Source organism: Micromonospora sp. NPDC005806 (genome assembly GCF_042871425.1).
Taxonomy (GTDB): Bacteria; Actinomycetota; Actinomycetes; order Mycobacteriales; family Micromonosporaceae; genus Micromonospora.
Genome location: NZ_JBIAIL010000041.1, coordinates 19,913 through 37,908 on the forward strand (window position 1 = coordinate 19,913; position 17,996 = coordinate 37,908).

Here is a 17,996-nt window from a genome sequence, read left to right on the forward strand (position 1 = left end):
ACCAGATGCTGACCACGCCGCCCATCGTCACCTCCCGCAACCTGATCACCGACTACTACGACCTGATCCCGGCCGCGGTCGCCGGGTGCGGCGCGACCCCGGCCGGCCCGGCCGGCAGCCCCGCCTTCGCGCCCGGCTTCGACCTGCCGGCCCTGACCGACCAGACGCGCGAGTTCTTCGCCGCGGCCACCGTTGCCTGGCGGGCGCTCGGGGAGTACCAGGGGCACCCGGTCCAGCTGATGGATCTGACCGGCAACCCCGGCACGCACACCACGAAGACCTTCGCCTCGATGGTCATCGTGGCGCGCGCGGTCGAGCACATCCGGCGGACCGGCGAGGCGATCTGCATCTTCACCCCCACCTCCGCCAACAAGGGTGTCGCCCTGCGCGACGCGGTGGGGCGGGCGTTGGCGGCCGGCCTGGTCACGCCGGACCAGCTGTCGGTGGTCGTCCTCGCGCCGGAGTCCACCCGGCACAAGTTCCGCGCCGACCGGCTGGCCGGCGACCCCGCCCTGCGCCCGCTCAACCCGTTGCTGCGGTTCACCGGCGGCGCCCCCGAGGGGGTCAAGACGCTCGGCCGGGCGTTCGTCGACGCGTACGCCGCCGAGGCGTACGACAAGCACGGGCTGAACCTCTGGTACTCCCTGGACCTCCGCAACTACCTGGTGGCCGACGCCGCCCGGGCGGCGTTCGAGGCCGACGTGTCGCCGACCGCGTCGGCCCCGCCGCGCTGGCACGCGCACTCCGTCTCCAGCGCGTACGGGCTGCTCGGGTACAACCTGGGCCGGGACGTGCTCGAGGCGACCGGCCGGGCCGAGCCGGCGGACCGTCCCGGTTTCCTGCTCGTGCAGCACCTCGGCACCCCGGACATGGTGCTCAACCTGCGGCACGGCAGCTTCTCCCGCGCGCACCTGCCCCGCTACCTCCGGGACGAGGCGGCCGGCGGGTGGACCCAGCGGGACGATCCGCACTTCCCGGAGGTCACCGACGACCCGGACGAGGTCCTGGACCCGACCTTCTACACCCACGAGCCGGTCACCTCACCGGCGATGAACGACCTCATCCGGCGGTTCGGCGGCGACGGAATCGTGGTGTCGCGGCGCGAGTGCGAACGGCGCTACCCGCTGCTGCGGGACTGGTTCGCAACCGGCCCGCGCCCGCTCCCGGCGGATCCCGCGCAGCTGCGCGAGTGGTCGATCGTGATGGCGCTGACCGGCGTGCTCAACGCGATCGACCGGGGGCTGGTCCCTACCGGCAGCGAGATCGTGCTGCACGGCTCCGGCTGCTACACCGCCGACGACTACGCCACGGCCGAGCCGTACGCCGAGGTGTCGACCGTGGACGAGGTCGCCGCGGCGGTCCTCGGCGGGCGCTGATGGGCCCGACCCTGACCCCGCTGGACCCGGCGCCGGTCACCAGCCCCGGACCGGAGCCGGCCGGGCACCGTCCGCGGATCGTGGTCGACGCCGGGACGAGCCGGAGGTTGACCGCCCTCGCCGCCCGCCACGGGGTGCCGCCGCAGGTCGTGGCGGTCGTCGCCGTGGCCCTGCTGGTCCGCCGCTGGACCGGGCGGGCCGAGGTCGCGGTCCGCTGCCCGGAGACCGGGTACCGGCTGGAGCTCACCGACGACCGGCCGGTGGGGGAGGCGCTCGCCGCCGCGGCCACCAGCCGTGCCGAAGTGGACGCCGCGCCCTTGGCGGAGCCGGCCGGGCCGACGCCGGACCTGCCCTTCGCCGACGGGATCGCGCTGGCGGTCCGGGCCGCCGAGGCGGGCTGGGAGATCGAGCTCGGCGGCTGTCCGGACGAGCTGGTCGAACCGGTGCGCGCCGACCTGGTCACCCTGCTCGCCGCGCTCGCCGACGACGAGCGGGCCGGCACCGCCGGGCTGCTGCCGGTCTCCGCGTACGAACGGCACCGCGCGCCCCGGCGTGGCGACCTGCACGGCGGTGCCGGCGTCCGGACCGGGCGCGCGCCCGGGGACACCATCCCGGCCGCGTTCGCCGCGCAGTTGCTCCGGACACCGGACCACCCGGCGCTGCTCGCCGACACCGGCGCCCTGAGCTACCGCGACCTGGCCGCCGCGTCGGTCGCCACCGCCGCCGCCATCCGGTCCACCGCCGGCACCCGCGCCGGCGGGCAGGTCGCGCTGCTCTGCCGGCACGGCGCCGGCACGGTGGTCGCGCTGCTCGCGGCACTCGCCGCCGGCCGGGCGTACGTCCCGCTCGATCCGACCTTCCCGGCGCAGCGGTTGGCCCACATCCTCGCCGACAGTGACGCGGAGGTGCTGCTCACCGACGCCGAGCACGCCGACCTGGCGGACCGGTTGCGCGAGCTGGCGGGCCGGCCCGGCCTGCGGGTCGTACCAGTGGCCCCGGCCGGTGAACCGGCCGACCTCGCGGACCTGGCGGCCGGGCTGGCCACCCCGGCCGGCCCGGAGGACGCTGCGTACCTGCTCTACACCTCCGGGTCGACCGGCAGCCCCAAGGGGGTCGTGCAGAGCCACCGCAACGTGCTGTTCGGCGTCGGCAACCACATCCGCAACTTCGCGCTGACCCCGGCCGACCGGACCAGCGTGCTCACCTCGTTCGGCTACGACATGGCGGTCACCGACACGTTCAGCGCGCTGCTCTGCGGCGCCGCCGTCGTGCCGGTGGACATCCGTCGGGAAGGGCTGGGCCACCTCGCCCGCACCCTGGCCGACCGGGGCGTCACCGTCTACCACTCGACGCCGACCGTCTACCGCTACCTGTGCGCCAGCCTCGGCCCGGACGGGGTGCTGCCGGACATCCGGGCCGTGCTGCTCGGCGGCGAGGAGGTGACCCGGCACGACGTCGAACTGGCCCGCCGCCACTTCGCCCCGGCGGCCGTGTTCGTGAACGGCTACGGCACCACCGAGATCAGCTTCGCCACCCAGGACCACCTCCCGCCGGACGCGCCGCTGGACCACCCGGTCGTCCCGATCGGCCACCCGCTGGACGGCGTCGAGGTCCTGCTGCTCGACCCGGCGGGCCGGCCCACCTGCCTGACCGGTGAGGTGGTCATCCGCTCGGCGCACGTGGCGCTCGGCTACTGGCGTATGCCGGACCTGACCGCCGCCCGGTTCGGTGAGCACGACGGGGTGCGGACCTACCGGACCGGAGACCTGGCCCGGCGGCTGCCCGACGGCCGGCTGGTCTACCTCGGCCGGGCGGACCGGCTGGTGAAGGTGCGCGGCCACCGGGTCGAGCTGGGCGAGGTCGAGGCGGCCCTGGCCGCCCTGCCCGGCGTCGGGCAGGCCGCCGTCGTGGCCCGGCCCCGCACCGGCGGCACCGGGGCCGGCGACAAGGAGATCATCGGGTACGTCGTGCCGTCGCCGGAGGCGTCGGTCGACCCGACCGCCCTGCGCGCCGGCCTCGCGGTCCGGCTGCCCGACTTCATGCTGCCGCGCGCCGTCGTGCTGGTGGACACCCTGCCCATGGGGGTGACCGGCAAGCTGGACGTCGCCGCCCTTCCGCAGCCGTCCGGGCCGGTGGTCGAGGCCGCCGACCACGACCCGCTGGAGGCGATCATCGCCACCGCCTGGTGCGCGGTGCTCGGCCTGGACCGGGTCGGCCGGGAGACGGCCTTCGTCGACCTGGGGGGCCACTCGCTGCTGATGGCGCTCGTGCAGGCGCGGCTGGAGGCGACGTTGCAGCGGCGGATCCCGCTGGTGCGGCTGTTCGAGTTCCCCACCGTCGCCGGACTGGCCGCGCACCTGCGCGTCGGTGAACCGGCCGACGGGGCGGGTGAGCAGGACGGCGCGCTGCTGCGTGCCGCCGGTCGGATGCGCCGACGCCGCCGGGCGCGGTCAGGGGAGACGGAATGACGGACGACGACCGGATCGCGATCATCGGGCTGGCCTGCCGGGTGCCCGGCGCCGACGGGCCGACCGAGTTCTGGGCGAACCTCACCGCCGGGGTCGACTCGGTACGGCGGTTCTCGGTACCTGACCTGACGGTGGCCGGGCTGCCGCCCGAGACCGCCAGCGACCCCGGCTTCGTGCCCGCCTTCGGCCAACTGGCCGGGCTCACCGACTTCGACGCCGCGCTGTTCGGCTACCCGGCCGCCGACGCCGCCCGGCTGGATCCGCAGCACCGGCTCTTCCTCGAGGTGGCCTGGTGGGCGCTCGAGGACGCCGGCTACGCCCGGCCCGACCCGGAGACCCAGGTCGGCGTCTTCGCCGGCTGCGCCGCGAACCGCTACCTGCGGCACCACCTGCTCGGCAACCCGGCCGTGCAGCCGGCGGGTGGCCTGATGGAGGACTGGGACGACGCGCTCGCCGGGAGCACCTCTGACTACCTGCCGAGCCGGGTGGCGTACGCGCTGGACCTGACCGGCCCGGCGGTCGCCGTGCAGACCGCCTGCTCGTCCTCGCTGGTGTCGGTCTGCCAGGCGGCGCAGAGCCTGCTCGACTACCGCTGCGACCTGGCGCTCGCCGGGGGAGCGGCGGTGGTGTCCACCCGGCAGGTGGGCTACCGGCACCGTCCCGGCGGCACCCTCGCCGCCGACGGCGTCTGCCGGCCGTACGACGCCGACGCCTCTGGGCAGGTGTTCGGCAATGGCGCTGGGGCGGTGCTGCTCAAGCGGCTCGCCGACGCGATCGAGGACGACGACCACATCTACGGGGTGCTGGCCGGCTGGGCCGTCAACAACGACGGCGCCGACCGGGCTGGTTTCACCGCCCCCGGCGTCGCCGGCCAGGCCGCCGTGGTGGCGGAGGCGCTGGCCGCAGCGGGGTGGCAGGCCGGCGACGTCGGCTTCGTCGAGGGGCACGGCAGCGGCACCGCGGTCGGCGACGCGCTGGAGATCCAGGCGCTGACCCGGGCCTTCCGGATGCACACCGACCGGTCCGGGTACTGCGTCCTGGGCTCGGTGAAGTCCGGCGTCGGGAATCTGGACGCAGCCGCCGGCGTGGTCGGCCTGATCAAGGCGGTGCTCGCCGTACGGCACGGGGTCATCCCCGGCACGGTGCACTTCCGGCGAGCGCACCGGGACGTCGACCTGGCCGCCACGCCGTTCCTGGTGACGACCGGCGAGCAGAAATGGGCCGGACCGCGGCGGGCCGGGGTCAGTTCCTTCGGCCTGGGCGGCACCAACGCGCACGTGCTCGTGGAGGAAGCGCCGGTGCGCCCGGCGGCCGGCGCCGGGCCGCGATGGGTCCTGCTGCCGCTGAGCGCCGGTGACCCTCGGGCGCTGCGCCAGCTCGCCGGCCGGCTGGCGGAGCACGTCGACGCCGGCGGTTCGCCCGCCGACGCGGCGTACACCCTGACGGTGGGCCGGCGGCGGCTGCCGTACCGGGCCGCCGTCGTGGCCCGGGGCCGGTCCGAGGCCGTCGCGGCGCTGCGGTCGCTGGCCGACGGGCGCGACCCGGACCTCGCGGTGCCCGCGGACGCCCCGGCCGAGCTGCGCGACCGCGCCGCCGAGTGGCGGCGCGGCGGTGAGGTTCCCGCGCCCGACGGGCGACGGGTGCCGCTGCCCGGCTATCCGTTCCAACGTGACCGGCACTGGATCGAGCCGCCCGAGGTTGCCCGGCAGAGCGGAGGCCGGCCATGAGCCAACTTGACATCCGACCGGCGGGTGGCGCGGTGCCCCCGGCGGCACCGTGGTTCGTCACCCTGGGACGCCCGACCACGGCCGGTCCGCTGCTGCTCGGCCTGCCGCCCGCCGGCGCCGGCCCGAGCACCTTCCGGGACTGGCCGGCGGCCCTGCCGGCCGGCGTGGAACTGGCCGTGCTGGCGTTGCCCGGGCGGGAGGCGCGGATCACCGAACCGCCCACCTTCGACCTGGCCGACGTGGTCGAGGCGGTCCGGCAGCGGGCCGACCGGCCCTACGCCATGTACGGGCACAGCATGGGCGGCCTGCTCGCCTTCGAGGTGGTCCGGGCACTGCGCCGCCTGGGCGCGCGGCTGCCGAGCCGGCTCTACCTGGGCGGAAGCCGTCCGCCGCAGCTGCCGGACACGCTGGCCCCCATCGCCGAGTTGCCGGACGAGGAGTTCCTGCGCCGGATCGCCGAGCTGGGCGGCCTGCCGGCCGGACTGCGCGACGTCCCGGAGCTGCTGGAGCTGATCCTGCCGGCGCTGCGGGCCGACTTCGACTGGCTCAACCGGTACACGTACCGGCCGGACGCGCCGGTGCCGGTGCCGATCGTCTGCCTGGCCGGCACCGACGACCCGGACGCCGACGCGGCGACCATGGCCGCCTGGGCGGAGCACGCCGCCGCCGGCTGCACGCTGCGTACCGTCCAGGGTGGCCACCTGTTCGTCACCGAGCGGGCGGTCGACGTGGCCGCACTGGTCGGCGCGGACCTGCTCGCGGCCACCGGTGCCCCGGCGACCACCGCGACCGGCGCCGTTCGTCCGGCCGAGACCGTGCCGCCGGGCCCGGAAGGTGAGCACCTGATCCCGCTCGGCAGCGGTGGCTGGCGGGTGTGGCGCGAGGGCGTGCTACGGGCCGCCGGCTTCCCGGCCGACGGGGTGCTGCGGCTGACCGCGCCCGAGCTGGCCGCGACGGCGGACGCCTACCTCGACGGCACGGTGCCGGAGGCCGAGCTGCTGCCGGTGCTGGCCGCGGCGGTGGCCGAGACCAGCAAGGCGGTCTACGACCTGGCCGGCGACCCGCTGTTCCGGGAGGCGGTGACCTGGCAGAACCTCAACGTGCTCAGCGCGTTCGACTCGGTGCGCCGGGGCGGCCCGGACGAGCGGAGCCACGACAAGCGACGCGCCCGCGAGCAGGCCATCGGCCGGTACTGGCAGCGGTACACGGCGAAGAACGACACCATCGGCTTCTTCGGGCCGATCTGCTGGGCGACGCTGACCGAGCGGACCCCGACGAGCATCGTCACGGCGGGACCGGGACTGGTCCGGCGCCGGATGGTCTCCTTCGAGTGGCGGGCGCTGGCGGCCTTCGGCGACCGGGTCGCCGCCGATCCGGCCGTCCGCCGGTGGTTGCCGGCCGCGTTGCATCCGCCGTTCCGCCTTGCCGACGAACGCCGGGTGGCCCGTCCCGCCGCGCCACCGGTCGTCCTCAGCTCCGCCGAGGCGGCGGTGGTCGCCCGGCTGGACGGTCGGACCCCGGTGATCGAGATCGCCCGGTGCCTGGTGGCGGAGGAGCCGGCCGCGCCGCGTGGGCTGCGCACCGACGACACCGTCTACCTGACGCTGGACCGGCTGGTCGAGCGCGGGCTGGCCTGGTGGGGGGTGTCCCTGCCGATGAGCGGCGCGGCCGAGGCGCGATTGCGCGAGCTGATCGCCGGGATCGCGGAGGCGGAGGTGCGCGGGCCGGTCGAGGCCGACTTCGCCCGGCTGTGGGCGGCGCGGGACGAGGTCGCGGCGGCAGCCGGGGACCCGGACCGGCTGCACCGGGCGCTGCAGCGGCTGCACGCCGACTTCACCACGCTGACCGGCCAGCCCGCCCTGCACCGGGCGGGTGAGACGTACGCCGGCCGGGCGGTCTGCTACGAGGACACCGTCCGGAACCTCGACGTGACGCTCGGCCGGGCGGTGCTGGACCTGGTGGCCGCGCCGCTGGACGTGCTGCTCCGGGCGGCCCGCTGGCTGACCGTGGCGATCGCCGGGGCGTACGGGACGGCGTTCCGGGGCCTCTACGAGGAACTGGCCGCCGAGACGGGTGAACCGGAGGTGTCCTTCGCGGACTTCTGGTTCCTGGCCCAGGGGCCGCTGTTCGGGGCCGGGGAGCGGCCGATCGACGCGGTCGTGGCCGAGCTGGCGGCCCGGTTCGGCCGGCTGACCGGGCTCGACGACCACCCGGTGGGGCGGACCCGGCGGGTGGAGCTGTCCGCCGCCGACTTGGCCGCCCGGGTCGACGACCTCTTCCCGGCCACCCGCCCCGGCTGGTCGGCGGGGCGGATCCACAGTCCCGACCTGCAGATCTGCGCCGCCGACGTGGACGACATCGACCGGGGCGAGGCGACCGTCGTGCTCGGCGAGCTGCACACCGCCTGGTCCACGCTGGACAACTCGGTGTTCGTCTCCGGCCACGACGCCCCCGAGCGGCTCGCGGAGTGGCTGGCCGCGGACCTCGGCCCCGGCCGGGTACGGCTGCTCTTTCCGCCGTCGATGCCCCGGCACACGGCCCGGGTGACCTTCGCCCTGCAGCACCCCACGGACGTCCAACTCGCCTTCGTGCCGGCCCCCGGGGCCAAGCCGGACTGCGTGCCGATCACCGCCCTGCGGGTGCGGGCCGTCGGTGGGGAACTGGTGGTCGACGGCGCCGGGCACGGACCGTGGCCGCTGCTGGAGGTGTTCAGCGAGCTGTTGTCGATGCACGCCGCCGATGGCTTCAAGCTGGTCAGCGCCCGGCCGCACACGCCGCGCGTCACGATCGACCGGCTGGTCGCCGTCCGGGAGACCTGGCGGACCACCATCGACGAGTCGGGGCTGGCCGACGCCACCGGCAGCCTCGGCCGGTACCTCGCGGTGCGGCGCTGGCGCCGGTCGCTGGGGCTGCCGGAACAGGTCTACGTGAAGCTCTCCACCGAGACGAAGCCCTGCTACGTGGACCTGTCCAGCCCGCTGTTCGCATCGTCGCTGTGCGCGATGGTCCGCGCCGCCCGGCAGCAGGCCGGCGGTGGGGTGACGGTCGTGGTCAGCGAGTCGCTGCCCGGCCCGGACCAGGCCTGGGTTCCGGACGGTCAGGGCCGCCGGTACCAGTCCGAACTGCGGATCCAGGTGGTCGACCCGGCCCCGGCCGCGACGACGGAGGTGACCCGATGACCGAGGCGCTCACCGCCGCTCCCGCCAGCGCGGCGGCGATCGACCCGTACGCGGTCGGACCGGTGTGGGGCTATCCCGAGGCCACCCTGGCCGACCTCATCCTCGCCACCGCCGCCCGCCGCGACGCCGCGGTCGCCGTGCGGCAGTGGCAGGAGGTGCTCAGCTACGCCGAGCTGGTCGACCGGGCCGGGGCGCTGGCGGCCACCCTGCGCGGCCACGGCGTCGGCCCGGAGACCCGGGTCGGGATCTGCGCCGAGCGGCGGCCGGGCCTGCTCGTGGCGGTGCTCGGCGTGCTGCTCGCCGGCGGGTGCTACGTCCCGCTGGACCGCGCCCACCCGCACCGACGGCTCCGGGAGATCGCCCGGGACGCGGGGCTGGCGGCCGTGGTGGTCGACAAGGCCGGCCGCGAGGCGCTGCCCGAGCTGGACCTGCGCCTGGTGGACGTCCCCGTCGAGCCGGTCGGCGCTTCTCCGGCCGTCGCCTGCCAGGCCCGGCCGGACAACGCCGCCTATGTGCTCTACACCTCCGGGTCGACCGGCCGGCCCAAGGGGGTCGTGGTCAGCCACCGCAGCGTCGTCGCGCACGTGACGGCGTTCGGGGCCTACAGCGGCGCGGACGAGAGCTGCCGGGCCTTCGGCTTCGCCCCGCTCGGCTTCGACGCGTCGGTGCAGGACCTGTTCATCCCGCTGGTCGCCGGTGGCGAGATCGCCCTGGTGCCGGACGCCGACCGGGTCGACCCGGCCCGGCTGCAGCGCTTCGCCGAGGCGCACGGGGTCACCTGGGGGTGCCTGCCGGCCGCGCTGCTGCCGCTGCTGGACCCGGACCGGCTGCCGCACTGGCGTACGGTCTTCACCGGAATCGAGGCGCCCGCCCCGGAGCAGATCGCCCGCTGGGCCGGGCCGATGGAGCGACCGACCCGCTGGTTCTCCAACGGCTACGGCCCCACCGAGGCGACCGTCTGCGTCACCGGCTACCGGGCGAGCGGATCGTGGGACGGGCCGGTGCCGATGGGCCGGCCGTTGCCCAACCACCGGATCCATCTGGTCGACGCCGACGGCGCGCCGGTGCCGCCCGGCACCCCGGGCGAGGTGCTGATCGGCGGGATCGGCCTGGCCCGCGGCTACCTGGGCCGCCCCGGCCTGACCGCCGAGCGGTTCGTGCCGGACCCGTTCTCCGGCGAGCCGGGCGCCCGGCTGTACCGCACCGGCGACCGCGCGGTCTGGCTGCCCGAGGGGCAACTGCTCTTCCTCGGCCGGATCGACCGGCAGGTCAAGGTCCGCGGCCAGCGGGTGGAACTCGGCGAGGTGGAGGCGGTGCTGGGCGGGCACCCGCAGGTCCGCGACGCGGCGGTGGTGCCGGTCGACGGCCCGGCGGGCACCGAACTGGTCGCCGTGGTGACGCCCGCCGGATCGCCGTCGGACGACGAGCTGTTCGAGTTCCTGCGCCAGCGGGTGCCGGACGTGATGGTGCCCCGGCGGCTGCTCCGGCGGGACGAGCTGCCGCTCACCCCGTCGGGCAAGCGCGACGCGGTACGCCTCGGTGAGCTGGCCGCCGCCGCGTTCGCCGCGCCGACCGGCTCGTCCGGCGCGACGCCGGTCGGCGCCGACGCCCCGCCGGCCGGCGGGCCCGCCGACGCGCGCGGCGCGGCCCAGCAGCGGGCGGTCGCCGACGCCTGGCGGCGGGTGCTCGGCGGGCCCACCACGGACCGGGCAAACGACTTCTTCGCCGCCGGCGGGACCTCGCTGTCGGCGATGCGGCTGGTCGCCCTGCTCCGCGACGAGATCGGCCGGGACGTCTCGGTGGAGGACGTCTTCGACAGCCGGACCCTCGGCGGTCTGGCCGCCCGGGTCGCCGGCGCGCCGCCGCTCGGCGAGCCGGAGCTGGTCCCGGGTCAGCCACCGACCCTGTCCCCGTCCCAGCGCCGGCTGTGGTTCCTGGACCAGCTCGCGCCCGACTCGGCGGCCTACAACACGGCGATGGCGGAGCGGCTGCGCGGCCCGTTGGAGCTGACCGCGTTGCGCGCCGCGCTGCGGGCCGTCGCCGACCGGCACGAGGTGCTGCGCTGGCGGATCACCCGGGTGGCCGGCGCGCCGCACGTGGTCTGCGACCCGCCGTCCGACGTGCCGCTGACCGTGGTCGACCTGTCCGGCGTCGCTCCGGCCGACCGGGAGAACGCGCTGCGGGACCGGTTGCAGGCCGGGACGGCGACCCGCTTCGACCTGGCCACCGGGCCGGTGTGGCGGGCCGAGCTGTACCGGCTGGACGTCGACGACCACGTCCTGGCGATGACCTTCCACCACGCCGTGTTCGACGGCTGGTCCCAGGCGGTGCTCTACGACCAGCTGGCCACCGCCTACCGGGCAGCCCGGGACGGCGCGCCGCCGCTGGAGCCGCTGCCCGCGACGTACGCCGACTACGCGGTCTGGCGGGCGGCCCGGGACCGGCTGCGCGGAGCGGACGACCTCGCCTGGTGGACCGCCCACCTGGCCGGCGCGCCGACCGTGCTGGAACTGCCCGCCGACCGGGTACGCCCGCCCGCCCAGACCTACTCCGGCGCGTTCGCCACCGCGCCGTTCCCACCGGCGCTCGACGCCCGGGTACGCGACCTGGCCAACCGGCTCGGCGCCACCCCGTCCACCGTCCTGCTGGCCGCCTTCGGCGAGGTGCTGCGGCGACTGGTCGACCGCGACGACCACGTGGTGGGGGTGGTGGTTGCCGATCGCCGGCTGGCCGCGGTCGCCGACCTCGTCGGGTTCTTCGTGGACATCGCGCCGGTGCGGGTACGCCCCGACGGCGCGCGTAGCTTCACCGACCAGGTGCTGGCCTGCCGGCAGGAGCTGCTCGACGTGCTGGCCCACCCGAACGCGCCGCTGGAGCGGATCGTCCAGGAGCTGTCGGTACCCCGGGACCCGGCCCGCCCACCGCTGGTCCAGGTGCTGTTCAACGTGTTCAACTTCGCCGAACCGGCCCTGGAGCTGCCGGACCTGGTCGCCGAGCGGGTGTCCGCCGGTCTGCCGGGTTCGCCGTTCGACCTCACCCTCTACCTGGTCGAGCGGGACGGCGTGCTGGCGCTGGACGCGGTCTACAACCCGGACCTGTTCGCCGCCGCCCGGATCGCCGACCTGCTCGACGGTTACCTGGCGGTGCTGGACGCGCTCACCGCCGGGCCCGCACGACCGGCGGACTCCGTGCCGACCCCCGCCGCGCTGGTGCGGGTCCGGCAGGGCGCGGTCCGGCCGACCCCGCCGCCCGCCCCGGCCGGCCCGACCCCGGCCGCCCCTACGGCGGGGGCCGATCCGGTCGCGCCGACCGGTCCGACCGAGGAACTGGTGGCCCGGGTGTGGCGGGAGACGCTGCGCGTCGATCGGGTGGGCGCCGCCGACAGCTTCTACGACCTCGGCGGCCACTCGCTGGCCATGGCCGAGCTGCAGCACCGGCTCGCCGAGGCGATCGGTCGTGAGATCGCCCTGGTGGACCTGTTCCGCTATCCCAACGTCCGCGCCCTGGCCGCCTTCCTGGACGGCGCGGAGAACGCGGACGGGATCCAGTTGGCCCTGCAACGCGCCGCGGACCGCCGGTCGCGGGCGCGCGGCCGGCAGTCCCGGCGCCCCACCCGCGCCCCCGGGCGGGCCGAACCGTGACGCGGCCCGTGCCGCCGGTCGGGGTCCGCCGCCGAGTCCGTCGTCAACCGTCCCGCCGCGTCAGCGGCGCCGAAAGATAGAGGAATCGCCGTGGTCCTCCACAACCTCTCCGACATCCTTCCCGAGGACGGGGTCGAGCCGCTGGCCATCGTCGGGCTGGCCGCCCGCGTGCCCGGCGCCGACGACGTCCGGCAGTTCTGGCGCAACCTGGTGGACGGCGTCGAGTCGGTCACCACGTTCAGCCGGGCGGAGCAACTGGCCCGCGGCGCCAAACTCTCCGAGGTGGACGATCCGGGCTGGGTCGCCCGGGCGCCGGTCATCGAGGGCTTCGACCGCTTCGACGCCGGAGTGTTCGGGCTGACCCCCCGGGAAGCCGAGGTGATGGACCCGCAGCACCGGCTCTTCCTCGAGGCGTGCTACGTCGCGCTGCAGGACGCCGGCTACGACCCGGGCCGCTACGAGGGGTCGGTCGGCGTGTACGGCGGCACCGGCAGCCAGGGCTACCTGCGCGACAACATCATGCGCAACCGCCGGGTCAGCGCTTCGCCGAGCAGCGTGGTCTCCATCAGCACCGGGAACTCGCCGAACTACGTGAGCACCACCCCCTCCTACCGGCTCAACCTGCGCGGGCCCAGCCTGACCGTGCAGACCGCCTGCTCGACCTCCCTGGTCGCGCTCCACCTGGCCTGCGAGGCGCTGCGCAACGGGGAGTGCGACATGGCGCTCGCCGGTGGGGTCAACCTGGAGATGCCGCACGGCATCGGCTACCTGGGCATGGACGGGTTCACCTCGCCGGACGGACGTTGCCGGCCGTTCGACGCCGGGGCGAACGGCACGGTGTGGGGCAGCGGAGTCGGGGTCACCCTGGTCAAGCGGCTCTCCGACGCGATCGCCGACGGGGACGCCGTCCGCGCGCTGATCCTCGGCAACGCGATCAACAACGACGGCGCGCAGAAGGCCGGGTTCACCGCGCCCAGCGTCGAGGGTCAGATGGCCGCGGTCGCCCAGGCGGTCGGCACGGCCGGGATCGATCCGCGGACCGTCACCTACCTTGAGGCGCACGGCACCGGCACCGCGGTGGGCGACCCGATCGAGGTCGCCGCGCTCTCCGCCGTGTACGGGCGGGGCACCGGCGAGCGGGGCTGGTGCGCGCTCGGCTCGGTGAAGTCGAACATCGGCCACCTCAGCCAGCCCGCCGGCATCGTCGGGGTGATCAAGACGGTGCTGGCGATGGAACACCGGCTGATCCCGCCGACCATCAACTACGAGCGGCCGAACCCGGCCATCGACTTCGCGGCGACGCCGTTCCACGTGGCCAGCGCCCTGACCAAGTGGGAGACCGACGGGGGACCCCGGCGGGCCGGCGTCAGCTCCTTCGGCATCGGCGGCACCAACGCCCACGTGATCCTCCAGGAGGCGCCGGAGGGGCTGTCGGTGGCCCGGCGGTCCCGGTCCCGCCGTCCCCGGGTGCTGCGGCTCTCGGCGCGGACGGCGACCGCGCTGGACCGCGCCGTCGACCAGCTCGCCGAGCACCTGGCGGACGCCACGGACGACCTCGCCGACGTGGCGCACACGCTGCGCGTCGGTCGCCCGGAGTATCCGCACCGGGTGAGCGTGGTCGCCGAGGACCTGCCCGAGGCGGTCGCCGCGCTGCGGGACAAGCGGCGCCGGCAGAGCGGCGTCGTCGACGGCGCCGCGCCGCCGGTGGCGTTCCTCTTCTCCGGCCAGGGCGCCCAGTACGCCGGCACGGGCGCCCGGCTCTACGCCGAGGAGCCCGGGTACGCCCGGGTGGTGGACGAGTGCGCCCAGCTGCTCGAGCCGCACCTCGGGCTGGACATCCGTGACCTGATCCTCGGCCGGGACCCGGACGCCGAGGAGAAGCTGACCGAGACCCGGTACACCCAGCCGGCCCTGTTCACCGTCGAGTACGCCCTCGCCGTCACCTGGGAGCTGCTCGGCGTACGCCCGGCGGCGATGATCGGGCATTCGATCGGCGAGTACGTCGCGGCCACCCTGGCCGGGGTGTTCACGCTGCCCGACGCGCTGCGGGTGGTCGCCGCCCGGGGCCGGCTGATGCAGTCGATGCCGGCCGGCTCGATGCTCGCCGTCGCCGCCGACGAGTCCGAGGTGGCCGCCCGGCTGCCGGCCGGGGTCACCATCGCCACGGTGAACGGGCCCGGCGCCTGCGTGGTGGCCGGCGAGACCGCGGCGGTCGCGGCGTTCGCCGACAGCCTGCCCGGCAAGACCAAGAAGCTGCGCACGTCGCACGCGTTCCACTCACCGATGATGGAACCGATCCTGGCCGAGTTCACCCAGGTGGTCGCCGCGGTCCCGCTCGGCCGCCCGCGGACCCGGTTCCTGTCCAACGTGACCGGCACCTGGATCACCGACGGCCAGGCGACCGATCCCGGGTACTGGGCCACCCACCTGCGGCAGCCGGTCCGGTTCGGCGCCTGCGTGGCGACCCTGCTGGCCGAGGGGACCTGGTCGCTGGTCGAGTGTGGGCCTGGCCGGCAGCTGGCCGGCCTGGCCCGCATGCAGGTGGCTCGGGCCGCATCGGCGCAGCGGGCCCTCGCCCCGTTGGCCAGCCTGCCCGGCCCGGCCGAGTCGACGGGCGACCTGGCCACGTTGTCCGGGGCGCTGAGCGCGCTGTGGGTACGCGGCACGCCGGTGCGGGCCCTGCCCGGTGCGGACGACGACGGCCCCGTGCTGTCGCGGGTGCCGCTGCCGGTCTACCCGTTCGAGCGCACCCGGCACTGGGTGGACCCGGACCCGGACCAGCCGATGGTGGCCGCCGCACCGCCGAGCGGGCCGCGGCAACTCGCCGACTGGTTCGCCGTGCCGACCTGGCGCCAGGCCCCGCCCGACCCGCGTACCGCGCCGGTCGGCCGCTGCCTGGCCTTCGTCGACGGCCCGCGCGGTGCCGCGGTGGCCGACGCGCTTCGCGCCGCCGGCGCCGAGCTGGTCGAGGTGCGGCCGGGACCGGGCTTCGGTCCGACGCCGCACGGCTTCCAGCTCCGACCGGGGGTACGCGAGGACCACGACGCCCTGGTCGAGGCGCTGTCCGCCGTCGGTGCGCCGGGCCGGGTCGTGCACGCGTGGGCGCTGGACGGCGAGCCGGCCGGCACCGACGGGGCCGCCGCCTGGGCCGCCCAGGACCTCGGGTTCTTCAGCGCGCTGCACCTGGTCCAGGCCCTCGCCGCGGCGGGGCTGACCGCCGGTGAGGAGGGCGCCGAGCCGGTCCGGCTGGACCTGGTCACCTCGGGCGTCGGCGACCCCGTCGGCGGCGACCTGCGCCGACCGGAGCACGCCACCCTGGCCGGGCTGGCCCGGGTGCTCCCGGTCGAACAGCCCGGGCTGCGGGTCCGCCTGATCGACGCCGACCCGGCCGCCACCGATGTGGCCGCGGTGGTGGCCGAGCTGCGCCGACCGGCCGACGACGGGCCCGCCGAGGTGGCGCTGCGCGGTATGCGCCGCTGGGTGTCCGGGTTCGAGCCGGTCCGCCTGGACGGTGCGGCCGAGACCGGGGCGCTGCGCGAGGGCGGCCGCTACCTGATCACCGGCGGCCTCGGCGGCCTCGGCATCACCCTGGCCGAGGACTTCGCCACGCGGGTACGGGCGCGGCTGGTGCTGCTGGCCCGCTCCGGGCTGCCGCCCCGCGAGGAATGGGACGGCTACCTGGCGGTGCACGGCAGCGCGCCCACCGACCGGGTCGGTCGGGCCGTCGCCGCGATCCGTCGGATGGAGCGCGCCGGGGCCGAGGTGCTGGTGCTGGCCGCAGACGTGACCGACCCGGCCGACCTGCGGCGGGTACGCGCCGAGGCCGAGGCGGCGTTCGGCGGGCTGGACGGCATCGTGCACGCCGCCGGCCTGCCGGGCGGCGGGGTGGCCGAGCTCAAGGCGCGGGCCGACGCCGAGCGGGTGCTCGCGCCGAAGCTCGCCGGCACCCTCGCCCTGGCCCAGGTCTTCGGTGACCTGCCGCTGGACTTCGTGGTGCTCTGTTCCTCGGTCACCGCGCTGGCCGGCGGGTTCGGTCAGGTCGACTACTGCGCGGCCAACGCCTTCCTCGACGCGTACGCCCGGGCCGGTCAGGGCTGGCGGGCCCCGGTGCTGTCGCAGAACTGGGGCGGCTGGGCGGAGGTCGGGATGGCCGTCGAGACCACCTCCGCCACGCTCCGTCGGGCGGACCAGGAGACCGGGCCGGTCACGCACCCGGTGCTGACCACCCGGGTCGGCGGTCCGGACGGGGTCGTCGTGCACGGTGTCGTCTCGGCCACCACCCACTGGGTGCTGGACGAGCACCGGATCGCGGGTGTGCCGGTGGTGCCCGGCACCGGACACCTGGAGTGCGCCCGCGCCGCGGTCGCCAACGCCGTGCCAGCGCCCGGCGCCGGGCAGGTCGTCGAGCTGACCGACGTGGCCTTCCTGGAGCCGTTCGCGGTGCCGGAGGGTGCCGTGGCGCAGTACCGGGTCGAGCTGTCCACCGAGGACGGCACGTTCGAGGTCCGCAGCCGGTCCGGGGGACGCACCCGCACCCACGTACGCGGATCGGCGGGTTGGACCGCGGCGGGCGACGCCCCGGTGCTGGACCTCGCCGCGGTGCTCGCCCGGTGCCGGCGGATCGACGACGGGCAGGGTTCCGGCCCGCCCCGGACCGGGATGGTGAGTTTCGGGCCGCGCTGGGACGTGCTGCGGGAGCACCACGTGGGCGACGGTGAGGAACTGGCCCGGATCGAGGCGCCGCCGGTGGCCGCCGGTGACCTGGCGGCCTGGGGGCTCCACCCGGCGATGCTGGACGTGGCCACCGCGTTCGGCCGCGCCCGTGGCGAGGGGAACTACCTGCCGCTGTCGTACGGTCGCGTGGTCGTGCGGGGCGAACTGCCGGCCACCTTCTACAGCCACCTGCGGCACCGGGCAACCACCACCGGGGACGTGGTCGTGGCCGACCTGTCGCTTGTCGACCCCGACGGCCGGGAACTCGTCGCGATCAGCGAGTTCGTCCTGCGCCGGGTGGACCGGGCGGCGGTGACCGGCGACCTCGCCGCGGCCGCGCCGGCGGCGGTGCGGGTCGAGCCGGCGGACGTCGCGCCGGCCGGATCCACCGGGGCGATCAGTCCCGCCGAGGGGGCCGAGGCCTTCCACCGGAGCCTGGCGGCGGGGCTCGGACCCCAGGTGGTGATCACCACCCGGTCCGTGGACGACGTCCTGACCCGGACCCGGCGCCGGGTGACCGACAGCGGGCCGGAACCGGCGGTCGGCACGTCGACCACCGGCGGCGGCTCGGCCCTCCCGGCCGGCGGGCTGGCGGCCGCGATCGCCGCGGTGTGGCGGGACAACCTCGGCGTGGACGACATCGGCGTCGACGACGACTTCTTCGAACTCGGCGGCAACTCGCTGGTCGCGGTCCAACTGATCGCCGCGATGCGCAAGGCGGTCGGGGTACGGCTGCCGATGCGCAGCCTGTTCGAACGGCCCACCATCGCCGAGCTGGCCGCGTTGATCGAACAGATGCGGGCCGAGGAGCCCGCGGCGACCCCCGCCGCCGACCCGGCCACCCCGACCATCCCCCGGCTGCCCCGCGGCTGAGCGCACGAAAGGAGACCCA

6 protein-coding genes are annotated in these 17,996 nt (G+C 76.1%); all 6 read left to right on the forward strand.

Annotated elements, in window-relative coordinates; translation table 11 throughout:
• The first annotated feature begins 5 nt into the window (after nucleotides 1-5).
• The 6 genes from ACFYOS_RS30100 (at nucleotide 6) to ACFYOS_RS30125 (ending at nucleotide 17,977) form a co-directional block, all read left to right on the forward strand.
• Complete coding sequence (locus ACFYOS_RS30100) at nucleotides 6-1,376, forward strand: DUF6002 family protein (RefSeq protein WP_387148754.1); 1,371 nt, start codon at nucleotides 6-8, stop codon at nucleotides 1,374-1,376.
• Nucleotides 1,376-3,844, forward strand: a complete 2,469-nt coding sequence (locus ACFYOS_RS30105) for an amino acid adenylation domain-containing protein (protein ID WP_387148756.1) — start codon at nucleotides 1,376-1,378, stop codon at nucleotides 3,842-3,844. The genes ACFYOS_RS30100 and ACFYOS_RS30105 overlap by 1 nt, the downstream gene beginning before the upstream one ends.
• On the forward strand, nucleotides 3,841-5,571 hold the full coding sequence (locus ACFYOS_RS30110) for a beta-ketoacyl synthase N-terminal-like domain-containing protein (RefSeq protein ID WP_387148758.1): 1,731 nt from the start codon (nucleotides 3,841-3,843) through the stop codon (nucleotides 5,569-5,571). The genes ACFYOS_RS30105 and ACFYOS_RS30110 overlap by 4 nt, the downstream gene beginning before the upstream one ends.
• Complete coding sequence (locus tag ACFYOS_RS30115) at nucleotides 5,568-8,750, forward strand: lantibiotic dehydratase (protein WP_387148760.1); 3,183 nt, start codon at nucleotides 5,568-5,570, stop codon at nucleotides 8,748-8,750. Before ACFYOS_RS30110 ends, ACFYOS_RS30115 begins: the two co-directional genes overlap by 4 nt.
• Nucleotides 8,747-12,391 carry an amino acid adenylation domain-containing protein gene (locus ACFYOS_RS30120; protein ID WP_387148762.1) on the forward strand — a complete coding sequence of 1,215 codons (3,645 nt, stop codon included), beginning with the start codon at nucleotides 8,747-8,749 and terminating at the stop codon, nucleotides 12,389-12,391. The genes ACFYOS_RS30115 and ACFYOS_RS30120 overlap by 4 nt, the downstream gene beginning before the upstream one ends.
• Nucleotides 12,392-12,481: 90 nt before the next feature.
• Nucleotides 12,482-17,977, forward strand: coding sequence for an SDR family NAD(P)-dependent oxidoreductase (locus ACFYOS_RS30125; RefSeq protein WP_387148764.1), 5,496 nt, complete (start codon nucleotides 12,482-12,484; stop codon nucleotides 17,975-17,977).
• Nucleotides 17,978-17,996 lie beyond the last annotated feature (19 nt).

Bases quoted from the DNA above. Each gene is read 5' to 3' on its own strand.
- ACFYOS_RS30110 (WP_387148758.1), top strand. From the start codon at position 3,841: ATGACGGACGACGACCGGATCGCGATCATCGGGCTGGCCTGCCGGGTG.
- ACFYOS_RS30115 (WP_387148760.1), top strand. From the start codon at position 5,568: ATGAGCCAACTTGACATCCGACCGGCGGGTGGCGCGGTGCCCCCGGCG.
- ACFYOS_RS30100 (WP_387148754.1), top strand. From the start codon at position 6: ATGCTGACCACGCCGCCCATCGTCACCTCCCGCAACCTGATCACCGAC.
- ACFYOS_RS30105 (WP_387148756.1), top strand. From the start codon at position 1,376: ATGGGCCCGACCCTGACCCCGCTGGACCCGGCGCCGGTCACCAGCCCC.
- ACFYOS_RS30120 (WP_387148762.1), top strand. From the start codon at position 8,747: ATGACCGAGGCGCTCACCGCCGCTCCCGCCAGCGCGGCGGCGATCGAC.